Annotated in this window: 19 protein-coding genes; 10 read left to right on the top strand and 9 right to left on the bottom strand. The window is 74.0% G+C overall.

The features are described from left to right. Positions 1 to 15 precede the first annotated feature (15 nt). From glf to LN037_RS14980, 4 genes are read left to right on the top strand one after another with little or no spacing between them, the layout of a single operon-like run. Positions 16 to 1,209, top strand: coding sequence for a UDP-galactopyranose mutase (glf, locus tag LN037_RS14995; protein ID WP_230753955.1), 1,194 nt, complete (start codon positions 16 to 18; stop codon positions 1,207 to 1,209). Positions 1,210 to 1,212: 3 nt separating this feature from the next. Further along, positions 1,213 to 2,079 carry a DMT family transporter gene (locus LN037_RS14990; protein WP_230753953.1) on the top strand — a complete coding sequence of 289 codons (867 nt, stop codon included), beginning with the start codon at positions 1,213 to 1,215 and terminating at the stop codon, positions 2,077 to 2,079. Then, the gene (locus tag LN037_RS33625; RefSeq protein ID WP_230753951.1) at positions 2,076 to 3,275 is read left to right on the top strand and encodes an alpha/beta hydrolase; all 1,200 of its coding nucleotides are present in this window, start codon (positions 2,076 to 2,078) and stop codon (positions 3,273 to 3,275) included. Before LN037_RS14990 ends, LN037_RS33625 begins: the two co-directional genes overlap by 4 nt. A 25-nt stretch (positions 3,276 to 3,300) precedes the next feature. After that, on the top strand, positions 3,301 to 4,026 hold the full coding sequence (locus tag LN037_RS14980) for a hypothetical protein (RefSeq protein WP_230753949.1): 726 nt from the start codon (positions 3,301 to 3,303) through the stop codon (positions 4,024 to 4,026). Positions 4,027 to 4,044: 18 nt separating this feature from the next. On the opposite strand, the gene LN037_RS14975 is transcribed toward LN037_RS14980, so the two are convergent. Then, the gene (locus tag LN037_RS14975; protein ID WP_230753947.1) at positions 4,045 to 5,520 is read right to left on the bottom strand and encodes a hypothetical protein; all 1,476 of its coding nucleotides are present in this window, start codon (positions 5,518 to 5,520) and stop codon (positions 4,045 to 4,047) included. Between the two features lie 128 nt (positions 5,521 to 5,648). Here LN037_RS14975 and LN037_RS14970 point away from each other — a divergent pair, with 128 nt between their 5' ends. Next, entirely contained in the window at positions 5,649 to 7,652 is a 2,004-nt protein-coding gene (locus tag LN037_RS14970) for a glycosyltransferase (protein WP_230753946.1), read from the top strand. Here the strand turns inward: LN037_RS14970 and LN037_RS14965 are convergent. Beyond that, the gene (locus tag LN037_RS14965; protein WP_230753944.1) at positions 7,649 to 8,116 is read right to left on the bottom strand and encodes a hypothetical protein; all 468 of its coding nucleotides are present in this window, start codon (positions 8,114 to 8,116) and stop codon (positions 7,649 to 7,651) included. The genes LN037_RS14970 and LN037_RS14965 overlap by 4 nt on opposite strands. Positions 8,117 to 8,225: 109 nt before the next feature. On the opposite strand from LN037_RS14965, the gene LN037_RS14960 reads away from it, so the two are divergent. Continuing rightward, the gene (locus LN037_RS14960) at positions 8,226 to 8,906 is read left to right on the top strand and encodes a hypothetical protein (protein WP_230753942.1); all 681 of its coding nucleotides are present in this window, start codon (positions 8,226 to 8,228) and stop codon (positions 8,904 to 8,906) included. Positions 8,907 to 9,018: 112 nt separating this feature from the next. Here the strand turns inward: LN037_RS14960 and LN037_RS14955 are convergent, their stop codons facing one another. After that, positions 9,019 to 10,362: an MFS transporter gene (locus LN037_RS14955; protein ID WP_230753940.1), complete on the bottom strand. Its 1,344-nt coding sequence runs from the start codon at positions 10,360 to 10,362 to the stop codon at positions 9,019 to 9,021. Positions 10,363 to 10,724: 362 nt separating this feature from the next. Here LN037_RS14955 and LN037_RS14950 point away from each other — a divergent pair, with 362 nt between their 5' ends. Both LN037_RS14950 and mscL read left to right on the top strand, forming a co-directional pair. Continuing rightward, positions 10,725 to 11,033, top strand: coding sequence for a hypothetical protein (locus LN037_RS14950; protein WP_372460462.1), 309 nt, complete (start codon positions 10,725 to 10,727; stop codon positions 11,031 to 11,033). A 151-nt stretch (positions 11,034 to 11,184) separates the two neighbouring features. Beyond that, entirely contained in the window at positions 11,185 to 11,622 is a 438-nt protein-coding gene (gene mscL / locus LN037_RS14945) for a large conductance mechanosensitive channel protein MscL (protein ID WP_230753936.1), read from the top strand. Between the two features lie 59 nt (positions 11,623 to 11,681). Here mscL and LN037_RS14940 read toward each other — a convergent pair whose 3' ends face one another. Further along, the gene (locus LN037_RS14940; protein ID WP_230753934.1) at positions 11,682 to 13,907 is read right to left on the bottom strand and encodes a DUF8728 domain-containing protein; all 2,226 of its coding nucleotides are present in this window, start codon (positions 13,905 to 13,907) and stop codon (positions 11,682 to 11,684) included. 381 nt (positions 13,908 to 14,288) lie between these two features. Here LN037_RS14940 and LN037_RS14935 point away from each other — a divergent pair, with 381 nt between their 5' ends. Further along, entirely contained in the window at positions 14,289 to 15,743 is a 1,455-nt protein-coding gene (locus tag LN037_RS14935; RefSeq protein WP_230753933.1) for an acyltransferase family protein, read from the top strand. A 35-nt stretch (positions 15,744 to 15,778) separates the two neighbouring features. Here the strand turns inward: LN037_RS14935 and LN037_RS32595 are convergent, their stop codons facing one another. The 5 genes from LN037_RS32595 to LN037_RS14915 form a co-directional block, all read right to left on the bottom strand. Further along, a complete protein-coding gene (locus tag LN037_RS32595) occupies positions 15,779 to 15,913 on the bottom strand; it encodes a hypothetical protein (protein WP_255694182.1) in 135 nt (44 codons plus the stop codon). A gap of 104 nt (positions 15,914 to 16,017) precedes the next feature. Next, positions 16,018 to 16,773: a decaprenylphospho-beta-D-erythro-pentofuranosid-2-ulose 2-reductase gene (gene dprE2, locus LN037_RS14930; protein ID WP_230753930.1), complete on the bottom strand. Its 756-nt coding sequence runs from the start codon at positions 16,771 to 16,773 to the stop codon at positions 16,018 to 16,020. A 20-nt stretch (positions 16,774 to 16,793) separates the two neighbouring features. Continuing rightward, positions 16,794 to 18,164, bottom strand: a complete 1,371-nt coding sequence (dprE1, locus tag LN037_RS14925) for a decaprenylphosphoryl-beta-D-ribose oxidase (protein ID WP_230753928.1) — start codon at positions 18,162 to 18,164, stop codon at positions 16,794 to 16,796. Between the two features lie 46 nt (positions 18,165 to 18,210). Further along, a complete protein-coding gene (locus LN037_RS14920) occupies positions 18,211 to 21,147 on the bottom strand; it encodes an arabinosyltransferase domain-containing protein (RefSeq protein ID WP_230753925.1) in 2,937 nt (978 codons plus the stop codon). After that, positions 21,131 to 24,271: an arabinosyltransferase domain-containing protein gene (locus tag LN037_RS14915; RefSeq protein WP_230753923.1), complete on the bottom strand. Its 3,141-nt coding sequence runs from the start codon at positions 24,269 to 24,271 to the stop codon at positions 21,131 to 21,133. The genes LN037_RS14920 and LN037_RS14915 overlap by 17 nt, the downstream gene beginning before the upstream one ends. 65 nt (positions 24,272 to 24,336) lie before the next feature. Between LN037_RS14915 and LN037_RS14910 the strand changes: the two genes are divergently transcribed. Further along, positions 24,337 to 24,789, top strand: a complete 453-nt coding sequence (locus tag LN037_RS14910; protein WP_230753921.1) for a GtrA family protein — start codon at positions 24,337 to 24,339, stop codon at positions 24,787 to 24,789. Positions 24,790 to 25,018: the final 229 nt, after the last annotated feature.

Raw genomic sequence — 25,018 nt, 5'->3', positions numbered from 1 at the left:
ACTACCGTGAGCTGCATGGCCCAGCCTGACCTGGTCGTCGTCGGCTCCGGTTTCTTCGGCCTGACGGTCGCCGAGCGTGCCGCCACCGAGCTCGACAAGCGCGTGCTCGTGGTCGAGCGCCGGTCCCACCTCGGCGGCAACGCCTACTCCGAGCCGGACCCCGAGACCGGGATCGAGGTGCACCGCTACGGCGCGCACCTGTTCCACACCTCCAACGAGCGGGTGTGGGCCTACGTCAACCGGTTCACCGCGTTCACGAACTACCAGCACCGGGTCTTCACGATCTTCCGCGGCCGCGTCTACCCGCTGCCGGTCAACCTCGCGACGATCTGCGAGTTCGCCGGGAAGGCGATGACGCCCGACGAGGCGCGCGCCTGGGTCGCCGAGCACGCCGCCGAGATCGACGTGGACGACGCGCAGAACTTCGAGGAGAAGGGCGTCGCGCTCGTCGGCCGCCCGCTCTACGAGGCGTTCTTCGAGGGCTACACCGCCAAGCAGTGGCAGACCGACCCGAAGAACCTGCCCGCCTCGATCGTCAGCCGCCTGCCGGTCCGCTACACGTTCGACAACCGGTACTTCAACGACACCCACGAGGGACTCCCGGTCGACGGCTACACCGCCTGGCTGGAGCGGATGGCCGACCACCCGAACATCGAGGTCCGCCTCGACACCGACTGGTTCGACCTGCGCGACTCGCTGCCGGAGGACGTGCCGACGGTCTACACCGGCCCGCTCGACCGCTACTTCGACTTCAGCGAGGGCGAGCTCGGCTGGCGCACCCTCGACTTCGAGTCCGAGGTCGTCACGACGACGGGTGACTTCCAGGGCACGCCGGTCATGAACTACGCCGACCGCGACGTCCCCTTCACCCGCATCCACGAGTTCCGGCACTTCCACCCGGAGCGGACGACCTACCCCACCGACCGCACGGTCATCGTGCGGGAGTACTCGCGCTTCGCCGAGTCCGGCGACGAGCCGTACTACCCGATCAACACCCCCGAGGACCGCGCCAAGCTCGAGCGCTACCGCGAGCTCGCCCGCAAGGAGGCGACGAACCGCAAGGTCCTCTTCGGTGGTCGGCTCGGCACGTACAAGTACCTCGACATGCACATGGCGATCGGGTCGGCGCTGACGATGTTCGACAACCGGATCGCCCCCTGGTTCACCGACGGGACCGACTTCGACGGCGCGGACCCGCTCGAGGGCTGACCGGTGACCGGCCTGGCGGTGACGCTGGCGCTGTTCGCGGCGCTGCTGCTCGCGGTCGGGTCGGTCGCCCAGCGGCGCGCGGCGGGGGAGGTCCCCGACGACGAGGCCGGTGGGCTCGGGCTGCTGCGCCGGCTCGTCCGGTCGCCGGTCTGGTGGGCGGGCAGCGTCGGCGACGCGGGCGGCTTCGTCGTCCAGGCCGCCGCCCTCGGGGTCGGCTCGCTGCTGCTGGTCCAGCCCCTGCTGGTGACCACCCTCCTGTTCGCGCTGCCGCTCGAGGCGTGGACCGGTGGGCGCCGGATCACGGCGCGCGACGCGGTGTGGGCCCTCGTGCTGGCGGCCGCCCTCGCGCTGTTCCTCGTGATCGGCGAGCCCACCGCCGGCGAGGACCGCGCGCCGTTCGCCGCGTGGGTGCCGACGGGCTCGGTGCTCCTCGTCGTCCTGGCGGCCTGTCTGCTCCTCGCCGCCCGTCGCCACGGCCGGGTCCGGGCGGCGGCGCTCGCCGTGGCGACCGGGATCGCCTACGGCGTGCTCGCCGCCCTGACCAAGTCGGTGGTCGACCTGCTGACCGACGGGGTCCTGCCGCTGCTGCTCGGGTGGGAGACCTGGGTGCTGGTGGTGGCCGCCGTCGGCGGGACCTACCTGCAGCAGGCGGCCTTCCAGGCCGGCGACCTCGCCACGACGCTGCCCGCGATCACCGTCGCCGAGCCCCTCGTCGCGGCCCTGCTCGGCCTGACCGTCCTGGGCGAGCAGGTCCGGGCCGACGGCGCGGAGTGGGTCCTCATCGGCGTGCTGGTGGTGGTCACGGTGGTGGCCACGACCGTGCTCGCGCGGTCCAGCGCGGCCCGCACGCCCGACCCGGCGCCGGCGTGAGCACCCGGACCCGACCCGTCGTCGGGACGGGCAGGGTGATCGCGGCGCTCGCCGTGGTGGTCGCGGTGCTGGTGGTGGTGCTGCTCGCCGAGGCGGACGGCGACCCGCGCGACGTCGAGGTGACCGGCTGGGCCTTCCACGCGCTGCTCGGTGTGCTGCTGCTGCTCGTCGTCGTCGGGGCCGTCCGCGCCCGCCGCCGTGCGAGCCGGGCGCTCGGGGTGCTCGCCGCGGTGGTGCTCCTGCTGGTCACCGTGGCCGCCGGGGTGAACACCTACGTCGACTACGACCGCACGCTCGGCGCCGTGTTCGGCGTCGAGCCCGCCGACGAGGAGCCGCTGGCGCGCCTGCTGCGCCAGACCACCGTCCCCGCGGCCGGGGAGATCGCGCCGGTGACGATCCCGCCGCGGCGCTCCGGGTTCGCCGCGCGGCCCGCCCTGGTCTACGTGCCGCCCGCCTGGTTCGCGCGGCCGCGCCCGCGGCTGCCGGTGGTCGTCCTGCTGCACGGCACGCCGGGGACGCCGTCGGACTGGTTCGGGCCGGGACGCGCCGCCGCCACGGCCGACGCCTTCGCGGCGGCGCACGGCGGCACCGCCCCGATCCTGGTGGCGCCCGACGTCAACGGCACCGAGGACGCCGACACCGAGTGCGTCGACTCGTCGCTGGGGCGGGTCGAGACGGCGCTGACCGAGGACCTGCCGGCGTTCGTGACCTCGACCTTCCGCACGCAGCCGACCGGGCGGGCGTGGGCGGTCGCGGGCCTGTCCGAGGGCGGTTCGTGCGCGGCGATGCTGGCGCTGCGCCACCCCACGCTGTTCGGGACCTTCGGCGACTATGCCGGGCTGGCGGGACCCCGCGTCGGGGACACGAACGCCGACACCGCCTCGACCGTGTCCGGCCTGTTCGGCGGCTCGGCCCAGGCCTTCCGCGCCCACGAGCCCGCGTCGCTGCTGGCGGCGCGGCGCTTCCCCCGGCTCGGCGGCTGGTTCGAGGTCGGTGACGGCGACGGCGAGCCCTACGCCGCCCAGCAGACGCTGGTGCCGCTCGCGCGCCGGGTCGGGATCACCGTCTGCTCCGTGGTGGTGCCGGGCGGCGGCCACACCTTCGACGTGTTCTCGGAGGCGTTCGCCGACTCCCTGCCGTGGATCGCCACACGCGTCGGCATCCCCTCGGCGGAGGTGAGCTGCCCGCAGCAGTGAGTGGGTACCAGCCCGCGTGATCACCATGACCGTGTCCGGGAACCGGCCCGGCTACCTCGCCGAGACGCTCGACTCCTGGTCCGCCGTGCGGGGCCTCTCCGCGTGGGACGTCCGGATCGTCGTCGAGCCGGGCACCGAGCTCGCGGCCTGCCGGGCGGTGCTCGAGGAGTTCTCCCGACGACGGGTCGCGCGGTCGGTCGCGGTCGAGGTCAACCCCGAGTGCCGCGGGGTCCGGGCCAACCCGCACCACGCGCTGGACGCCGCCTTCGGATCCGGGGCGGGGTTCGTGGTGCTGTGCGAGGAGGACATCGTCGTGGCCGACGACGTCCTCGAGTGCCTCGCCGCCGTCCCCGACGAGCCCGACGTGCTCGCCGCCTGCGCCTTCTCCGACCGCCCCGCGCCGCAGCCGACGGACGTGCTCGCCGACACCGGCTTCAGCGCCTGGGTGTGGGGCACGTGGGCCGACCGGTGGGAGACCTGCCTGCGCGACGACTGGTTCCCCGCCGCCCGCGCGCCGTGGGACGGCGCGGGGGCGGGCTGGGACTTCGGGGTGGAGCGCATCGCCGCCGCCCGCGGGATGCGCTTCGTCGGCCCGCTCGCCAGCCGCAGCGACAACATCGGACGCGACGGCGGGGTCCACGCCCTGCCCGAGGAGTTCGAGGAGAGCCGGGCGGCGACGTTCGCCGCGCACCGGGACCCGGTGGCGTGGTGCTCCCTCCTCCCCGCGCGAGGGGAACCCTCGCACCACTAGAGCGCCCGGATCCTCCCCTCAGCGCGCGGACCGGCGACCGGCCCAGGTGTTCACCCCGAGCGCGGCGAGGGCCGCGAGCGTGACGGGCGCGTTCGTGCGCCCGGTGAGCCCCACCAGCGACGAGGTGAGGGCGATCGGCGCGCCGACGAGGGACCCGGTGAGCGCGAGCACGGCCGCGCGCCACGAGGCCGCCCGCGCCCCCGCGACGGCGAGCAGCACGGCCCGGGCCTGCTCGACGTCGCCGCAGCGCAGGTCGGCACTCCACGGGACGGTGGTGCCGACGCCGATCCCGACGTCGGCCTGCGCCAGGCCCTCGACGTCCTCGGCGCTGACCAGGACGACGCCGTGGCCGGCGGCCTGCAGCCGTGTCACCGCGGTCGCCGTCGCCTCCTCGTCGACCACCACGAGCCGACCCACCGCGGCGGCCGCGTCGCCGAGCCGGTCGACGAGACCCTCGCCGATCACGACCATGTCGACGCGGTCGGCACGACGCAGCGCGTCCGGGTCCATGCTGACCACGCCGAGGTCGGACACGGCCCGGTGCGCGGCCGCGGCGTAGGCCTCGCGGCCCCAACGGGCGGCCTTCGGGACGCCGGCGAGCAGCACCGCGGCGGCCCGCTCCGGCACCAGCGCCGCGACCGTGCCGAAGGCGGCGATGGCGGTGGCACCGGAGATGTCGCCGACGACGTCGACCGGTCCGCGGGGCAGCGTGCCGGGCCGCGCCGTCGCGTCCAGCGGCTCCGCGGTGTGCGTGTGCAGCGGGGTCCGGGTGTCCCAGGCCGTCCACGCCGCGGTGCGGGCGGCGGCCTCGTCGGCGCGGACCACGCGGTAGCAGGCGTCGACGACGAGCCCGATCGGGCCGCGGCCGAGGGCCTGCAGGGTGGAGCTGCCGAGCGAGAACCACGACTCGGTGGTGGCGCCCCCGGCGGTCCGCTCCGCCGCCGTGCGGGTCGACGGCACGGCGTCGACCAGGGAGAGCGTCGCGGTGAGCACCGGCGGGATGGAACGGGTGAGTGGCACGAGGCCGAGGACGCGCTCCACCCCGGCGAGCCCGAGCCCGGCGAGGTCGACCCCGAGCGCGAGGACCTGCCGGGCCCACGGCGTGACGTCGACGGGGTGCTTGCCGGAGGTGTCGGCGGGCGCACGGTCGAGCCCGTGCCGGCGCTCGACCTCCTCCACCACCGCGACCAGCTGCGCGAGCGCGACGTCGGGGGCGTGGTCGACGACCACCCGCCCGACCACCGCGTTGACCACCGCGCCCTCCACCCCGGGCACCGCGAGCAGCTCCTCGACGAGGTCCTTGCGGGCCGACGCCTCGCCGGGCGTGGCCACCCCGCGCACCTCCACGTGGGTGCGTCCCGGGCGGCCGCTGCTGCGCCGGGACGGGGCGAGGCCCAGGCCCCGGACGACGGGCCCGACGAGATCGCCGAGCAGGCCCCCGGACGAGCCGGCGGGGCGGGACGCGGTGGTGGCGACGGGCGCAGACGACGGCATGGCGCGAACTTCCCGTCGTCGGGAACGGAGGAAACGGACAATCCCCAGCAGAACGACGGGTTGCGCCGACCGGCGGCACGCCGCGGGGTCGGACGGGTGCGCGCGGAGGTGGGCGCTACCGTCGGTCCATGACGAGCACGCAGGAGGCGCCCGCGCCGCTGAGCGCGCGTGAGCTGGAGTCCGCGCTGCTCCAACGGATCATCCTGCCGCGCCCGGCGGACCCCACCACCGTGCGCGCGCTCTACCTCGACGAGGGCACCGCGACGTCGCTGCGCTCGGCGGCGCCGACCGCGGAGCGGCCCGGCACGGTGAACGAGGAGCAGGACGAGTTCGTGCTGCACCTGACGACCGCGGGCGGCCGCCGCGCGGAGGTGCTCTCCCGGACGTCCGTGCGGGTGCCCGAGCACACCGAGACGTCCTTCGCGGCCTACTTCAACGCGTTCCCGGCGTCGTACTGGCGGCGCTGGTCGGTGCTCGACGCCGTGCACCTGCGGCTGCGGCTGCGGGGCGCCGGCCGGATCGACGTGTACCGCTCCACCGCCCGCGGCGTGCCGGTGCACGTCCACGGCGAGGCGATCACCGGCGAGGGCACGGTCGACGTGCCGGTCCCGCTGCGCCCGTTCGAGGACGGCGGGTGGGTCTGGTTCGACCTGTCCAGCGGCACCGAACCCCTCGACCTGCTCGAGGGCGGGTGGTACGCCGACCGGCCCGCGCCCGGGCGCGCGGCCGTCACGGTCGGGATGCCCACCTTCAACCGCCCGTCGGACTGCGTGAACACCCTGCGCGCCCTCGGCGAGGATCCCCTGGTGCGCGGCGTGCTCACCGCGGTCGTCATCCCCGACCAGGGCACCTCGAAGGTGCGCGACCAGGACGGGTTCGACGAGGCCGCGGCGCTGCTGGGCGACCGGCTGCGGGTCATCGACCAGCCGAACCTCGGCGGGTCCGGCGGCTACAGCCGGATCATGTACGAGGCGCTCGAGCACACCGACGCCGAGTTCATCCTGTTCATGGACGACGACGTCGTCCTCGAGCCCGACTCGGTGCTGCGTGCGCTGGCCTTCGCCCGTTTCGCGCGCTCCCCGATGCTGATCGGCGGGCAGATGCTCTCGCTGCAGGCCCGCTCCCACCTGCACGTCATGGGCGAGGTGGTCGACCGGCACACCTTCTTCTGGCAGCTCGCGCCCAACACCGAGGACGACCATGACTTCGCGGTCGACTCGCTGCGCGAGACGCTGTGGATGCACCGGCGCACCGACGTCGACTACAACGCCTGGTGGATGTGCCTGATCCCGCGGGTCGTCGCCGAGCAGGTCGGCCAGCCGCTGCCGCTGTTTATCAAGTGGGACGACTGCGAGTACGGCCTGCGTGCCGGCGCCCACGGGTTCCCGACGGCGACGGTGCCCGGCGTCGCGATCTGGCACATGAGCTTCGTCGAGAAGGACGACAGCTCCGACTGGCAGGCCTACTTCCACGCCCGCAACCGTCTCGTCGTCGCCGCCCTGCACGGGCCGGACGACCCGAAGGCGATGCTGCTCGACTCGCTCAAGCGCACGCTGCGGCACCTGTTCCTGCTCGAGTACTCGGCCATCGCGCTGCACCAGATGGCGATGCGGGACTTCCTGTCCGGGCCGAAGGCGCTGTTCGGGTCGCTGCCCACGGCGCTGGGCGAGGTCCGGGCGCTGCGGGCGCGCTACCCCGACGGGAAGGTCGTGACGAGCGCCCGGGAGCTGCCCGAGCCGCCGATCGGCGCGCTCGCGGCGCAGCTGTGGCCCGAGCCGCCGCGCGGGAAGGTCGCCCAGGTGAAGGCGCTGGCCGGGGCCCTGCGCCACCAGCTGCGCCCCACCAACACCGCGGCGGCGGAGCGTCCGCAGCGCAACGTGCCCGCCGAGCACGGGACGTGGTTCCTGCTGTCCCGGCTCGACGGGGTCACGGTGTCCACCTCCGACGGCACCGGCGTCACCTTCCGGCACCGTGACCGCACCGAGTTCCTCCGGCTGCTGCGCACCTCGCTCGCCCTGCACCGCGAGGTCCAGCGGACCTGGTCCTCGCTGCGTCGCCGCTACCGCGACGACATGGGCGAGCTCGTCAGCCGCGACGCGTGGGAGGCCCAGGTCTTCTCGCGGTTCCGCTAGGTGTCGTGGGCGAGCAGGTCGTCGAGCAGCAGGTCGCGCAGCACCACATCGGCCCGGTCGAACCCGGTGGTCCGCCACCGGGCGACGTCCAGCCCGAGCGACGGCTCGACGACCTCGGCGCCGCGGGTGCCCAGAACCTCCCGCGCGTCCGCCAGGGCGTGCCGGGCCCGGGTCCGGCCGGCGTAGCCGACCAGGCCCACCGGACGGCCCGCCCACCGCCGGTCGGCCAGGGCCGCGATCAGCGAGCGCGGTGCGCCGCGCAGGTACTCCGGCACGATCACGACGACGGGTGTGCCCCGCCGGTCGTGCGGGGTCGGCCCCGACCGTGCGGCGATGCCCTCGCGGAGCCAGTCGGCGAGTGCGTCGGCGAACGGGGTGCGGGGCAGGCCGGGGCGGATGACGGCCACGGGCGGGACGGTCCGGGTCGCGGTCACGGTGTCCTCCTCGGCCTCGGCGCGCTTCACGGGTGCTTCACCGTGGTCGAGACGGGCCGACCGGCTCAACCGATTTCGCTCGGAGCGTCGGCGTCCGGACCGCGCGGAACCGCGCGGCAGGCGGTGCCAAGATTGGCGGATGGCGCAGCAGGGGACCGAGGAGCAGACGTCGTCCGAGCAGTCGTCGTCGGAGGAGGCGAGCGGCCGACACCGCGCTCCGGACGAGGGGGCCACCGACCGGGAGTCCACCGACCAGGAGTCCACCGAGACGTCCTCGGAGAAGTCCACCGAGACGTCCTCGGAGTCGTCGTCCGGCGAGAAGCCCTCGGACGCGACGACGGAGAAGCAGTCGGCTCCGGCGGACGCGAAGACCGAGAAGCAGTCGGCTCCGGCGGACGCGAAGACCGAGAAGCAGTCCGCTCCTGCGGACGCGAGGACCGAGAAGCACGAGCGCGGTGCGGCCGACACCTCGTGGGCAGAGCCCGAGTCGTCGCAGCGCCGCCACGTCGACGTCGGCGAGATCGTCTGGCGCGCGGGCAACGTGGTCGCCACCGTCCTGCGCACCCTCGCGCTGCTGTTCGCGCTGGTGCTGATCGTGAACCTCGTGCTCGTGCTGGTCGGGGTGAACCCGGCGAACGGGGTCGCCCAGTTCATCGGCGGTCTCGCGAACCTGGTGATCCTCGGGTTCCGTGACCTCTTCGTGCCCGCCGACCCGACGATCGCGCTCATCGTCAACTCGCTCGTCGCGGCCGTGTTCTGGGTGTTCGTCGGCGAGCTGCTCTCCCGCCTGATCCGGTTCCTCGCGGCACGGGTGAAGTAGCCCGCGCGCGAGGTGTGCGTGGGGCGGGTCGCGGGCGCCGCGAACCTGCGTGGTGTGGACCTCGGCGCAGCGACCACCCGCCGACCCGCCCCCACCCGCCGTCGGGACGGGGTCAGCTCCCGGCGGCCGCACTCCCGGCGCCGAGGGGGCCGGGGACACCCCGGACCGGGACGAGGGCGAGCAGGCCGAGGAGCAGCACGATCCCGATGCCGAGGATGCCCCACCGCTGCTCGCCGAACAGCGTGATGAACAGCCCGAACAGGGCCGGCGCGAGGAAGCTGACGGCCCGCCCCGTCGTGGCGTACAGGCCGAAGATCTCGCCCTCGCGGCCGGGCGGGACGAGGCGGGCGAGGTAGCTGCGCGAGCACGCCTGCGCCGGCCCGACGAACAGGCAGAGGAACAGCCCGCCGATCCAGAACGCCGTCTTCCCCGACGCCGGGAGCAGCGCCGCGGCGACCACGACGAGCGCCCCGAGGGACACGAGGATCACCGGCTTCGGGCCGATCCGGTCGTCGAGGCGCCCCCCGACGACGGCGCCGACCGCGGAGACCACGTTCGCCACGATCGCGAAGACGATCACCTCCGACGGGTCGAGGCCGAACGTCCCGGCCGCGAGGACGCCGCCGAAGGTGAACACGGCGGTGAGGCCGTCGCGGTAGATCGCGCTGGCGACGAGGAAGCCGAGCAGGTGCGGGTCCGTGCGGTAGAGCCGGACCAGCCGCCGGACCAGCAGCTTGTAGGAGCCGAGCCAGCTCACCGTCGCCGCCTCGGCGTCCCCGGGCGGGGGCGGGTAGGGGAAGCGCATGAACAGCACCGGGATCGCGAAGATCCCGAACCACACGGCGGCGAGCAGGGCCACGACCCGGGGCGCGAGGTCCGCGGACCCGAACGTGATCGCGCCGACCGGCGGGATCAGCAGGAACAGACACAGCGCGAGCAGGACGATCCCGCCGAGGTAGCCGGCCGACCAGCCGACGCCCGAGACCCAGCCGGTCCGACCGGGCGGGGCGAGCCGGTAGATCATCGCGTTGTACTCGACCTGGGCGAGCTCGTAGGCGAAGGTCCCGACGCCGAGCAGGATCAGTCCGAGGAGCAGGTACTCCGGGGCGCCCTGCACCAGGAACATCAGGGCGCTGGCCACCACGATGATCGCGGTGAGGACGCCGAGGCGGCGCTGCCGGCCCTGCTCGGCGCCCGCCGCGTCGCTGCGCTGCCCGTAGACCGGCGCGGTCAGGGCGACGAGGACGCCGGCGATCGCGATCGTGTTCGCCAGGGCCGCGGACCCGCTCGCCTCGTCGGCCGCCACGCCGCTGGTGAGGTAGACGGTGAAGACGAAGGTCGTGATGACCGCGTTGAACGCGGCGGAGCCCCAGTCCCACGCCGCCCAGCGGACGAGGGCCCCGGTGGTGCTCGGGGTGGGCGTGGGGGAGAGCGGCGCGGCCGACCCGGTGGACACGGCACGGACGCTAGCCCACGGTCGGGACGATTCCGCCTTCTCGACGTCGGGTGACACGAGTTGCGCCGTCCGGCGCCACATGTCAGCCGTTCGGCGCAGCTCGTCGAGGAAGGCCCGGAACGGTCGTGTGCACGGCGTGACAACGCGCTGAGCACTGTCGGAGTGAGGTGTCCGGAAAGAAGCCCGTCCGGGCCACGCTCCGGCTTCGTCGTCACGGGAACGGGGGCGTCGATCCGTGCACGGACGGGTGTCCGACCGGTGCCGCCCCGATTCCGACACGTTTCGTGCACGTGTGATGACGTTCCGCTCACGCGATCGACCTGGTCGCCGACGAGGAAGACCGAGAGGACAAGACCGTGGGAATGATCCGCAAGGCCGTGCTGGCGACGTCGCTGATCGGCGCCGGTCTCGCGAGCACGACGGGTGCCGCCTTCGCGCACGAGAGCGACTGGGACGGGGCCACCGTGCAGAAGGGCCTGATCAACTCCAGCGACTTCGCGCCCAACACCCCGATCAACGTCTGCAACAACGACGTGCCGGTGAACGTCCTGGGCGTCCAGGTCCCGGTGCAGGACAACGCCGGCTCGATCCCCTTCCTCTCGGACGCGAAGAAGGGCAACTCGGCGGGCATCGCGAAGTCCTGCTCGAACCCGATCGACGCCGTCAACTAAGAGGGCCTCGGCCGCGCCCTGCGTCGGCGCGCCGACGACCGACGCGCCCGTCCCGCCGGCTCCCCCACCGGCGTGGCGGGCGCGTCCGTGTGTGCGACCCGGTTACGCTCGGTGCGCATCTGTGGCGAACGAGCGAGACGGAGGACCTCGGGTGCTGAAGGGGTTCAAGGACTTCCTGCTCCGCGGCAACGTGGTCGACCTCGCGGTGGCCGTGGTGATCGGTGCGGCGTTCACCGCCGTGGTCACCGCGTTCACCAGCGCCTTCCTCAAGCCGCTGATCCAGCTCGCCACCGGCGGCGGAGGACAGCTGGCGGGGACGTTCACGGTCAACGGGGTCGTGTTCGACTACGCCTCGTTCATCAACGCCGTGATCACGTTCCTGATCACGGCGGCCGTCATCTACTTCCTCGTCGTCCTGCCGCTCAAGATCGTCCAGGAGCGCCGCAAGCGGGGCGAGGAGGCCGGCCCGGCCGAGCCGACCGACGTCGAACTCCTCGCCGAGATCCGTGACCTCCTGCGCGAGCAGGCGCGGGGCCCCCGCCGCGACGACGGCGGCACCGCGGGGCGGATCCCGCACCAGGACAGGTGAACACCTGTGAGTAGTCGTCGCGGCTATCGCCGTCACAACTACTCACGAGGCGAAGCCACCTACTGCACGGCCCAGTACGAGAAGGCGCGGTAGTCGGGGTAGGGCGCGAGGAACGGCTGCCGCGGACCGAGGGTGACCGTGAGGTCCGGTGCGGTCACCGCCTCCGCGGGGATCGTGAACGACGACTGGGCCCACGAGTGCTCGGCGCCCGGCGGCAGACCCGGCACCGTCGTCCCGAACTCCCACGTCCCCAGGCCGCGCCCGTTCGCGGCGACCGCCACGACGCCCGCCCCGGTGTTGCGGTCCGCCACGGGCTCCCGGGCGTCGACGCGGGCGGTCAGCGTCACCGGACGACCGGGCGTGAGCCCGCGCAGGGTGAAGTGCTCGCCGCCCACCACGTGGCGTCCGCTGTCGACGACGACGCGGCCCGCCGCGTCCTGGTTGCGAACCTCGGTGCGGTCGTCGACCCCCACCAGCGCCCGGTCGACGCCGTAGCCGTGCGCGGCCTCGTCGGCGGGGTCGCCGACGTCGACCCGGTCGACGATCCGTCCCGGGACCGGGTAGTCGGGCGCGTCGCCGTTGCCGACGTGCGACCAGTCCGCGCGCCACACGCTGATCACCGGGCACCCGCCCGCGGTCTGGCAGATGCCGCCGAACGGCCCGGCGTCGCGCTCCGGGCTCTTGAGGTCGAACGAGGTCAACGGCTCGGCGCCGAGGATCCGCGCCTTCGGCAGGTCGCCGACCGGCACGAGTTCCGTCTCGTCGAAGATCGAGAAGTACGTCGGCCGCTGGTCCGGAGGCAGGTGCGCCAGCTGCTCGTACATCGCGCCGGAGCCCTCGAGGGCGGGCCGGGCGAAGCCCGGGGTGGTGAGCCCGACGAGGTCGACCACGCGACGGTCGGAGAACCAGGCGACGGCGCCCACGTCGTTCACGGCCACGACCGCGTCCGGCGGGGTGTTGCCCTTGATCCACTGCGCCGCCGAGACGGCCGACTCCCGGATGCCGGCGGCCTGCTCGGCCTGGCGCAGCGCCCAGGTCGGGGCCGAGACGAGGGCGAACGCGCCGAGCACCGCCACCAGACCCGTCGTCACGATCCGGCCGCTGCGCGCGTCGCCCGCAGCTTGGCCGATCGCGCGGACGCCGAGCACCGCCAGCAGGACGACGACCGGCAGGAACGGCTGCAGGTAGCGGCCGTCGTGCCACAGCGCGGTCTCCAGCGTGGCCACGGCGGACAGCACCCCGGCGAGCCCGAGGGCGAGCACGCCGGCCACGACCCGTCGTCGGGATGCCACCGCGGCCAGCCCGATCGCCGCGACGATCGCGACGCCCGGCCCGGCCACCGTCGTCGTGGTGAGCCCGCCGACGAGCTCGAGTGCGGTCCGCGCGGTGGTGACCACGCGGTCGACGACCTCCCACGGCGACCCCAGCGGCCGGCTGAGCCAGGACTTCGCGACGACGCCGGAGTTCTCCGCCGAGCCGGTCAGCAGGCGGTAGAGCCCGAACTGCGCCAGTGCCGCCAGGAGCGGCAGCACCAGCAGGAGTGCGTTCCCGACGGCAGGTCGGCGCCGGCGGCGCACGAGCGTCACCACCGCGCCGACGAGCACGACGACGACGAGGACCAGACCCTCGGGGCGCGTGAGCACGAGGGGGACCGCGAGGGCCGGTGTCACGACGAAGTGGCCGAGCGGCTGCTCCCGCACGAACGCCAGCAGCACGGCCACGACGAGCACCGCGACGAGCGCCACCTCCATCCCGCTCGTGACACCCCAGAGCAGGGGCCCGCAGAGCGCGGTCAACACGCCCGCGACGGTGCCCGCGGGGCGCGAGCCGAGCTCCCGGCCGAGCAGCGCGACGAGGACCACCGTCACGACGAAGCACGCGATCCCGAACGCGACCGCCGCGTAGAGCAGCAGCCCCGACGGCAGGACCACCGAGGCGGCCCCGAGGAGCAGGACGTAGAGCAGGCTGCTCGCGCCCGTCGTGCGCGGGGCACCGGGCTGGTAGCGCAGGAACTCGCCGAGGCCGATCTGGCGGGCGTACTGCAGGTGGATGTACACGTCGTCGAGGGGCGGGACGAACCGCCCCTGGTTGTGCGCGAGGTTCACCGCGACGACCGCGAGGGACGTCAGGAGGGCGAGCGCGCCGACCCCGAGGAGCGCGCGGTCACCGAGGAGGCGCCTCCAGTGGGGCTGCACCCGGTCCCCGTGTGGGTGATCCGCGGGGTCGGCCGGGCGCGTCGGGTCCGGCTCGAGAGCGGGATCGGAGATCGTCGGGCCCCTGGTCACGACAGCTGTTCCTCCTCGTCACACGCCTCCTGCGCGGCGACCCCGCCACGGTAGGCGGCCCGCCGTCACCCGCGGCGGGCGGGGCGCGGCGCGCACGGTGTGTGACCAGGGGCGATCGCTCCGCGGTCGGGACGCGGCCCACTCCACCGGGGAGGGCCGCGCACCGCTCGGACGGGTCGGATCGGGCCGTGGGACGGGGCGGCGTCGTCACGGTGCGTGCCGACGTCACCCGGCTCGCGGACAGCGACCGGACGGCCGTCGCTCGATCCACTGAATGGCCTATCAGGAATCGGACGAGTCGTGCCGTTCCCCAGGTCGAGCACCACGGTCGACCTGATCGGGGCGCTCGGTCGGGGAGCACGGGGTCGGGGAGGCAGCACCATGGGAACGCTGACGTCACTCACGTCGCGGACGACGGGTGCGCGCGGGACGGCGGCGGAGCCGACCCGGGTCTCCTCGCTGCGCACGACACCGCTGGTCGCGGTGCCGCTCGTGTCCGACGACGCCCTCGCGGCGTCGCCGGTTGGCTTCCGGACGCCCGGTGCGGGGAGCGGGACCGTCCTCCCGCTCCCCCGGACCAGGGGGACCTCGCCGGTGCCGGCCCTGCCGGCCGTGGAGCCGCCGGCCGCGCGGCCGACCGGCACCGACCCGACGTCGGGACGGAAGCCGCAGGACATCGCCCAGCTCACCGGGCTGCGCTTCGTCGCGGCGGTGTGGGTGCTGCTGCTGCACGCCTCGTACATTCCCGGCGACGTGTTCGCGCGCTGGACGGCCCCGATCGCGCCGCTCGTGGCGGCCGGGCCGCTCGGGGTGGACCTGTTCTTCGTGCTCTCCGGGCTGGTGCTGACCCGCTCGTACCTCGCGCGGATGGGGGCCAGGCCGTCGGTCGGTGGGACGGCCCGGTTCCTGCGCGCGCGCATCGCCCGGGTGTGGCCGCTGTACGCGGTCGTCACGGTCGCGTTCGGCGCGTGGTGCGCGGCGCGGCTGGTGTTCGGCAGCGACGGGATCGTGGCCTGGCAGAACCCGCAGCCCTCGCTCGGCCCGCTCGGCTGGATCCGGCAGCTGACGATGACCCAGATGTGGACCTCGTCCGGCATCGAGGGCGTCTCGTTCGTGCTGCCGGCGTGGTCGGTGAGCGCGGAGTGGCTGGCCTACCTGTGCTTCCCGCTGCTGGTGCTCGCCGCGTGGCGGATCCGGTCGTGGCCGCTGCCCGTGCTGGCGGTGTTTGCGGTGCTGGCGGCCTCGCCGGTCGCGGTGGTCCCGCTCGTGACGGCGGGCTCGGGCGAGTCGGGCGCGTGGGTCTGGTTGCTGCGCATCGGCGGCGGCTTCACCGCCGGGATGCTGACGTGGCTCGTGGTGGAGCGGCTGCCCCGGACGCCCGTCGTCGAGCTGTGGGCGGGCCGCCTGGTGCTGGCCGTGCTCGCCGAGACGGTGCTGGTGGCGTACTGGGCGGCCTCGGCGCCGGCCTCCGCGGCGATCCCCGCGGCCGACCGGCTCTGGCTCGCCGTCCCGCTCTTCCCGGTGCTGCTGGGCGCGCTGTGCGTTGCCCGGGGCCGGCTCGTGGACTGGCTGTCCTCGCCGCGCCTGCAGCACGGCGGCCGCATCTCCTACGCGATCTACCTGGTGCACTTCCCGCTGATCGAGATCACCGTCGTCGCGATGACCCGGTTCCCGGCCCTGGCCCCGAACTCCTCGCTCGCGGCCCTCGCGATCCCCCACGTGCTCGTCGCCTCGGTGCTCGTGGCCCACCTGGCGTACCGGTGGGTCGAGGAGCCGGCGCGTCGTCGGTTGATGCGGTCGTCGTCCCCCGCCGCGTCAGCGGTGGCACACGGCTGACACTCGACGTCAGGAATGCGCCACGCTCGCGGTCCTCAGCGGGGCAGCAGCGCGAAGACCGCGATCCCGTCCATGTGCGCGCGGACGACGTCGAGCGAGTCGTCCGGGCCCACCGGGAACGCCTCGAGCGCCCACGGCACGGTCATCGCCGCGAGGTAGGCCCGGACCACCGGGGCGCCCTCGTCGGCGCCGAGCCGCTCCGTGTGCGCTCACGCGCAGGTGAGCAGTAAGGGTGGCTATAGCGACCCTTACTGCTCACGAGGCCGGAGGCCACCTACACGGGCAGACGCCGGAAGATCGGGCGCGGGATGTGGCGGAGCACGCTCATGACGTACCGGAACTGCGGCGGCGCCCAGACCAGCTCCCGGCCCTTCGTCACCGCCCCGACCGTGATCTCGGCGACCTGCTCCGGGGTCGTCGCGAGCGGCGCCGAGTCCATGCCCGCGGTCATCTTGGTCTTCACGAACCCGGGCCGGACGATCGTCACGCCGATCCCGTCGCCGCGCAGCGCCTCGGTGAGCCCGGTGTAGAAGGCGTCCATCCCGGCCTTGGTGGAGCCGTAGACGAAGTTCGAGCGGCGGGCGCGCTCCCCGGCGACCGAGGACAGCGCGACGATCCGGCCGTGTCCCTGGCGGCGGAACTCGGCGGCGAGGGCGACGCCGACCGACACGGTCGCCACGTAGTTGACCTCGGCGAGCTCGACGGCCACGTCGATGTCCTGCCAGGCCTTCTCCTGGTCGCCCAGGAGCCCGAACGCGACCACCGCGATGTCGATGTCCCCGCCGGCGAACGCCTTGCGGACGGCCTCGGTGTGCACCGCGGCGTCCTTGGCGTCGAACTCGACGGTCTCGACGTGCCCGCCCGCGCGCTCGAGGCGCGCGGCGGCGTCCGCGAGGCGCGGCGACTGACGGCCGGCCAGCACGATGCGCACCGGCCCGTCGGCGAGGTAGCGCTCGGCGATCGCGAGCCCGATCTCGGAGGTGCCCCCGAGCAGGAGCAGGGAGGACGGGTGCCCGACGGCGTCGATCATGGGTCTCCAGTCGGAAGAGATCAGCTGGTCAGCGCGAGCCGGCGCGACATGTCCGAGGCGAACACGCCGTCCGGGTCGGCGGCGTCGCGCACCTTGCGCCACTCGTCGAGCCGCGGGTACATCGCGGCGAAGGTGGCGGCGTCGGTGCGGGAGTCCTTGGCGGTGTAGAGCCGGCCGCCCATCGCGAGGACCCGGCGGTCGAGGTCGCGGCAGAAGCGGCCGAGACCGTCGACGATCGGGAAGTCCACGCAGATGTTCCAGCCGGGCATGGGGAACGACAGGGGCGCGCGGTTCCCCTCGCCGAACTTCTTGAACACGTTGAGGAAGGAGACGTGCCCGGACGCCGCGATGTCGGCGATGATCGAGCGGAACTCCGCCTCGGCGGCCAGCGGGACGATGAACTGGTACTGCAGGAAGCCCTTCGAGCCGTAGGCCCGGTTCCAGTCCCCGAACAGGTCCAGCGGGTGGTAGAAGGCCGTCAGGTTCTGGATCTGGCCCCGCTTGTTCTTCGTCTTCCGGTAGTACAGCTCGCCGATCAGCGAGAACGTCGCCTTGTTGGCGAGGCCGTTCGGGAAGACGTCGGGCAGCGTCGCGAGCTGCGGGGCGTCGAACTTCAGCGGGTCGCGGCGCAGCTTCTCGGGCAGCTCGTCGAGGCGCGCCAGTGAGCCGCGGCCCAGCGCGGCGCGGCCCAGCTTCGGGCCGGTGGAGATGGAGTCGAACCAGGCCGAGGAGTAGTCGTAGGCCTCGTCGGACCCGTCGGAGAACCGCTCGATCGTCTCGTCGAGATTCGCGGTGCGCTCGGTGTCGGCGACGAAGTAGGCGGTCTCGGTCTTCGTCATCCGCACCGTCGCGCGCAGGATGATCCCGGTCAGGCCGATGCCGCCGACCGTCGCCCAGAACAGCTCCGACTCGGGTCCCTCGGGCTCCAGACGACGGATCTCGCCGGTCCCGGTCAGCAGGTCCATCGCCACGACGTGGTTGCCGAAGCTGCCGTGCGAGTGGTGATTCTTGCCGTGGATGTCGCTGGCGATCGCGCCGCCGATGGTCACCTGGCGCGTGCCGGGCAGCACCGGAACCCACAGCCCGAAGGGCAGCGCGACCTTCATCAGCGTGTCCAGCGAGACGCCCGCGTCGACGTCGACCAGGCCGGTCTCGGCGTCGATGGAATGCACACGGTTCCGGGACGTCATGTCGACGACGAGGCCGCCGGCGTTGACCGCCGGGTCGCCGTACGAGCGGCCGAGACCCCGCGGGATGACACCGCGCGGACCCGCCGTCGTGACCGCCTCGGCGAGCTGGACGTCGGAGGTGACCTCGTCGCCGGAGAGCACGGTCGCCCGGCTCGGGGCGGTGCGGGCCCATCCGACCAGGGTCTTCACGGTGCGAGCCATCGCCATCGAGGCTAGCGCGCGGGGTTCCGTGCCCTGCTCGGAGGTGCTAGCTCTCCCCGATCGAGAGCGGACCCGGCGTCGAGAACCCGCTGTGGGAGACCTCGCGGGAGGTGACCCCGGGCGGGACCAGCGGCGTCGTCGGGACCCAGCGCTCGAGGCTCGCGATGTCGGTCAGCGGCAGGCCCGGGAGGTAGACCGCGTAGCGGACCTGGCGGACCAGCGCCCGCGCGGTGAGCCACGGGCCGCCCTGCGAGGCGGTGTAGCTGATGTAGCCCGACTGCGCCTCGCTGCGGGCGTCGGTGGACACCCGCCAGCCGGGGAGCTCGGCGACCCCGTCGCGCAGGGTCGGGAACGGGGTGCACGGGAAGAGGAACGCGCCGGGCCAGTCGACGGCGGCGGGCGTGCCGGGGGTGAGGACCTCGTTCCACGGCACGAGGCGGGCGATCCGCGGCGCGGAGAAGCCCTGCGTCTCCGGTGTGTCCCGGGCGCTGACCAGGCGGATGGCGGTGTAGTCGGCCGAGAGCCCGGGGTCGAGGCGCAGGTCGCGCGAGCGCGGGGCGTCGACGCTCGCCGACTCCGCGTACTGGGTCGCGCCCTCGTCGAGCGGCACGCGGGTGACCTCGCCGTCGGGAGCGCGGAACTCCGCGACGACGTCCCCGGCCGCGACCGGCCCGGTCAGGGTCACGACGACGGGTCCGGGCGGGTCGGGCTCCTCGCCCGGCGGGTACGTGGCGCTGTCGCGGTCGGGCAGGCGATACCAGCCGGTCGTCACGTCGGGTCCGCGCCAGCCGGGGAGATCGGCGCCGGCCATGCTCGGGCCGTCGGGACCCGTCGTCGGGAGGGCACCGGGTCCGTCGGACGGGAGCAGCCCGGCGAGCGGGTCGCGCTCGACGCGGAGCCGGTCGGCGATGCCGCAGGAGCCGCCGGTCAACGACGCGATCGAGTCGGACGCCAGGGTGTACGAGTCCCGTCGCTGGTACGCGGTCCGCGCGAACGAGAGCACCTCGATCGCGACCACCAGCACCACGACACCGATCGCGAGTCCGGGCGCCCACGCCGTGGCAGGAAAGCGTCGTTGCTGTCGTCCAGTGGCAGGTTCGCCACTCCGTCGCAGCGCCAGGACCGCCAGGACGACCGCCACGGCCGCACCGACCACGAGCACCGCGTCGGCGAAGCGCACACCGCCGAGCTGCGGCGACAGCGTCGACCACGTGATCGCGTAGCTGGAGATCCAGTGCCACTGGTTGTAGCCGGCGAGCGTCAGCCCCGACACGCCCGCCGCCGCCGCGACCCCGACCGACGCGCGCCGGAGCCGGCGACCCTCGTCGTCGGGAAGGGAGCGCCGCCACGCGTCCAGCGCGAGGAGCGTGGTGGCCGTGCCGAGGACGGCGAAGGCGCCGAAGTGGTGGGTCCACTTCGTCGGGGTGAAGGCGAGCGAGACCAGCGAGAGCAGCGTCACCACGACGACGCGGCGGCTCGTCCCGGTCAGCCGGTCCCGGGCTCCGAAGGCGAGGGCGGCGAACGCCAGGACGAGCAGCAGGACCGGGGCGCGGCGCCCGAGGTTGCCCTCCGCGTCGCCGACGGTGAGCAGCGAGGCGTAGCGGACGTACTCGTCGGTCCAGGGCCGGTCGCCGCCGATGAGCGTGCGGATGCCGACGGAGTCGAGCACGGACGCCCAGGTCTGGTCCGCGTAGACCAGCACCAGGGTCAGGCCCAGGGCGGCGATCCCGACGACGAGCGTGGCCGGCTTCAGCAGGGGACGGAGTGCTGCCAGCCCGACGAGCAGCGGCACGAAGGCCATCAGGCCGGTCGGCGTGACCGCGAGCGTGACCCCCGCGATCGCCAGCGCGCCGACCAGGGCGACGGCGCTCGACCGCTCGATCGCCCGCTCCACCAGCACGAACACGAGCGCCGACCCGACGAGCACCCACGGCTCGGGCCGGACGCCGAGGTCGTAGGGCAGCCACCAGGCGAGGTAGACGACCCCGGCCAGCAGCGGAGCCGCCGGGACCGTCAGCCGGGGCAGCACCGAGCGGGTCAGCAGGAACCAGCCGACGATCCCGAGCACCGTCGCGGGCAGGCGCAGCCAGAACGGCGCCGGGCCGACGCCGGCGATCACGGCCAGCACCTCGTAGAACCAGCCGAACGGCGTCTCCGGGGAGTTCAGCCACCGGAAGACGGTGCCGACCTGCCCGTTCTGCCCGAGCGAGCGCACGATCCCGGCGATGTAGCCGTCGTCGACCGTCAGCGGCCCGATCACCTGCCACAGCAGGAGGCCCCCGACGACGCCGAGGTCGGCGACGCGGGCGCGGGGGCCTCCCGACGAAGTGGCGTTCCTGCCACTGGATGACAGCAACGACGCTTTCCTGTCACCGGGGGAGGCGCGCCACAGCGCGCCCAGCGCCACGAGGAACGCCAGCACCGCCACGACCCCGAGCGCGACCTTCCAGCCGCTCGCGGTCGTCTGGAACCGCGTGTCCCCGACCGCGGAGAAGCTCAGCCCCGCGGAGGTCGCCGCGCCGGTGAACGCGCCCGCCACGGCGGGCCGGACGTCCCCGTCGGCCCGGGCGACCTCGCGGCCGTCGACGGCGAGGGTGGTCGCGTCGACCGACGAGTCCACGCGCAGCGACCCGGCCGGCACGGGCGCGAACGTCCGCCCGCCCGAGGTCACCTCGACCCCGTCCGCGGCCGTGCGGACCGTCAGCCCCTGGATCGGCTCGGCGAGCGGGTCGGTCACCGGCGGCGCCGTGGAGAACAGCACGGTGCCCGGCGCGGCCGCCCGCACCGCGTCGGCCGTCACGGTGACGACGAGCGACTGCGGTTGGTAGGGCAGCATCGGGATCGCCGCGCCGGTGGGCGCGACCGACGTCGGCCACGAGTACGTGACGACGGGCTGCGTCACCGGCGCGAACGGGAACGCCAGCGCCGCGAGCACCGAGACGGCGCCCGCGACGAGGGCGATCCACCTACCCGAGGTACTCACGCCCCGAGTACGCCTCCGACGCGAGGGTCGGGAACCGGGTCAGGCCGCTGCGGGTCACCGAGCCGACCGTGAGGTCGTAGTTGTCCGTCGGGTGGTCGTAGACGATCCGGTCGACGTTGCCCCACTGCAGCGTGGGCGGTCCGCCCGCCGTCACGGTGGAGTAGATGCGCACGGTCGCCCACGTCCGCTCGGACTGCACCATCGTGCCGCCCCACGACTCGTAGGTCGGGTTGGTGAGGATGAAGTCCGGTGTGTTCTCCGCGGCCTGCAGGCGCACCACCGGCGTCGGCGCGATCCCGTGCTGGACCGCCACCTGGTTCACGCACGGCCACAGCACCGCGGAGAGCTGGTCGGCGAAGACCGGTGGGCCGGTGCCCGGTCCGTTGCCGTAGGCGTCCGGACCGGTCAGCGACTGCACCGGCTGCATCGCCGCGAGGTGCGGCGGGGCGACGGCCAGCGCGGTGTCCGGGCCGGCGACGCGGTCCTCGGCGACCAGACGCACGGCGCTCGGCCGGTCGCCGGGGAGCAGGACGGGGACCTCCTGCCACTGCCGCGCCGTCAGCCCGTTCGCGGGGTTGACGGTCACCGCCGTGGTGCGGGTCGGCGCGGCGGCCGGGCCGTAGCCGAACTCGAGGACGATCCGCTGCTGGTCGGGGTCGTTGCCCGCCACCGGCACCACGACGTGCGTCGCGGTCGACTGCGCGGGCACCGGGTACCAGCCCGTCGTCAGGGTCCCGAGGCCCGTGCCCTGCTGCGGGAGGTTCGGGTCGCTGGTCACGGCGTCGTGCCACATCGCCGGGCCCGTCCCGCCGGGCGCGGGCCCGGGCGGCGGGACCGGGGCCTCGTCGGGACCGCCGTTGCCGGGCTCGGTGAGGGCGAAGTCCCCGGTCCCGACGGCGGGTGTGACCGGTCCGCCGAGATCGGCGGGGGTCCGCTCCATCACCTCGACGGAGTTCGACAGCTGGCAGGGCCGGCCGGCGAGGGCCTGCAGCTGCGCGCCCGCCACCGACCAGCCCGGCGCCTGGATCACGGGCGCGTAGACCATCACCGCGACCATCAGCAGCGCGGTCATGACGACGGACGGGACGAGCACCGCACGGTCGGGCGTGATGCCGAACGTGGGTTTCCGGTTCCGCCGGCGCCAGGCGACGAACAGGGCCGTCGCGAGGGCCAGCCCCAGCCACCACCAGAACTGCCGCAGGTAGAGCGGCCCGATGTGGGGCGCGAGCTGCTCCATGTCGAGCATCGACAGGTCGGGGTCGAGGTGCTTGCCGAACGGCTGGCCGCGGTCGGAGTAGGGCTTCCAGACGTTCGGGCCGGCGAACCCGAGCACCGTCGCGCCGGTGAGCAGCGCGACCCCGGCCCCGGTGACCAGCGCGCCCGGTCGGCGCGGCAGCGGCGTCTGCAGCATCGCGAGCGCGAGCAGCAGCGTGCCCGGGGCGGCGATCGCGCCGAAGTGGTTGACCCACTTCGTCGGGCCGAGCGCGAGGAGGAACAGCGCGACCGCCGTCGTCACCGCGGTGGAGAGCGTGTAGGCGTGCAGCGGGCCGTCGGAGCGGCCGCGTCGTCCGGAGCCGATCGAGACGATCACGAGCAGGACCAGCGTGAGCAGCACCGGCAGGCGGCGGCCCCACGTCCCGGTCTCGATGAGCGTCCGGTAGTGCGCCCACTCCTCGTACCAGGGGAACGTCACGTAGTACCAGGAGTGCACGCCGGTGGCCTCGACGACGTCGCCCAGGGTCGCGTCGCCGAACCCCACCGGGATCGCGATCGTCCCCGCCGCGATCACCGCTCCGACGACGCCGAGCCGCGTCCGCCAGCTCGTCGTGCGGAGCCAGCGGAAGAGCCAGGGGAGGGTCACGACGACGGGTGCGGCCGAGACCAGGCCCGACGGCGAGATGGTCACGGACAGGGCCGCGAGCGCCGTCGCCGGGATCAGCGGTCCGACCGCGTCCCGCTTCCGCGCGATCTCCGCGAGCAGCAGCACGCCCGCGAACACCGGGACGATGAACACCTCGGGGCGCAGCGCCATCCCGTACGGCAGGAACCACGCCAGGTGCGCGCCGAGCAGCGTCCAGGGAACCCAGCGGCGCCGCTCGATCCGGCCCAGCGCCGTGGCGAGGACGCCGCGCAGCAGGAACCAGGTGAGCAGGCCGAGCAGCAGCGGCAGGATCCGCATCCACAGCAGGCCCCACCCGGGCATGCCGAGCCAGTTCCCGACCGACCCCCACATCGACATCAGGTACTGGCTGCCGACGAACGGGTTCTCCGTCGCGTCGAACATGTAGATCTGGTTGCCGACGTACCCCGTCGCCCCGGCGTTGCGGGCCATGAGCAGGTACCAGGAGTCGTCGTTCTGCAGCGGGCTGAGGACCACCCAGGCCGCGCTCACCACCCCGACCGCGACGTCGGCGCCGTGGAACCGGGGCCGGACGAACCCGCCGTCGTTCCGGCCCCACCAGCGCCGCGCGGCGAGCACGATCGTCGCGGCGAGCGCGAGGACGTGCAGGATCAGCAGCGTCAGCTTCAGCCCGGACGGGACGCTGGAGTAGCGGTCGTCCGGATGGACGGTCGCGGCGAGGCCGGGCGTCCCGGGGGCGTCGGTGGCGAGCTCGGCGACCTGCGGGGCCTGCCCCGGCGCGGCGTAGAGCTGCTGCCCGTCGCGCGTGAGCGTGGTCGTCGTGCCGTCGTTGGCGTAGCGGTAGAGGCACGGGGTGAGGGGGAGGACCTCGTCGACGAGGGTGGCGCCGTCGCTCGTGACGGTGACCCGACCGCCCGAGCTCGAGACGGTGAGGCCCCGCCCGGGGGTGCCGGCGCTCGCGGGCTGGGTGCGCAGCGCGTCCCCGCCGCCGCGCAGGGCCTGGCACGGGACCTCGGCCGTCATCGCCAGCGGGCGGTAGGGCACCAGCGGGACGCTCGTGGAGGTCGCCGGCTGGCCCGCCTTCGGCCAGGAGACCACCGGGTCGTCCGCGGTGACCGGCGCGAAGGGGATCGCCACCCCCAGCAGCACGGTCACCGCCGCGAGGGCCGCGAGGAACCACCCGGAGCGGATCGTCCGCCGTGAGGGGGTCCTCCGGGGATCGTCCTCCGTGACGTGCACGGGGGTGTCCTCGACGACGGCCATGGGTGGAAACGGTATCGACGGTGCGGTGACCGGCCGGTGGGGGAGGGTGCCTACCATCGGGAGGCGTGAGCGTCGAGGAGAACGTCGGTCCCGCGGAGGCGGCGGTCGCCCCCGCCGCGCTGGGCCTCAAGGCGCAACTCGTGCGCTTCGTGCTGATCGGCGGCGTCGCGGCGTGCGTCGACCTCGGCGTCTACCAGCTGCTCCTGGCCCTCGGGGTCTGGGCGCCGCTCGCCAAGGGTGTGTCCTTCATCCTCGGCACGACGACCGCCTACCTGCTGAACCGGCGTTTCACGTTCGCCGCGTCCTCCGGCGGCGGGGCGAAGTTCCTGGGCTTCGTGGTGCTGTACGGGTCGACGTTCGCCGTGAACGTCGGTGTCGCGTCGCTGGTGCTGCACCTGATGGACGCGCCGTCGGTGAACCCGCCGCTCGTCGCCTCGGTGCTGTCGTGGTTCGTCGCCCAGGCCTGCGCGACGACGATCAACTTCGTCGTCATGAAGTGGGTGCTGTTCAGGAGCTGACGCTCCGCGCAGCAAGATCTGATCGAGCGGAGCGATGTGATCGCTCAGCGATCACTTCGCTCCGCCGGCTGAGATCTTGCGGCCCAGGGCCGCGGTGCCCGGCGCCTCATACCGCTCCGGACCGGCCGGCGCCACCCCCGGTGGAGGGGCGAGTCCCTTGGCGGGCGGCCGCACCCCGGGCGACCCAAGATCCGGACCAGCGGAGCAATGTGATCGCTGAGCGATCACT

It is taken from the genome of Actinomycetospora soli, from assembly GCF_021026295.1.
In the GTDB taxonomy this organism is placed as follows: domain Bacteria; phylum Actinomycetota; class Actinomycetes; order Mycobacteriales; family Pseudonocardiaceae; genus Actinomycetospora; species Actinomycetospora soli.
This window is presented reverse-complemented; position numbering and strand designations above follow the sequence as displayed.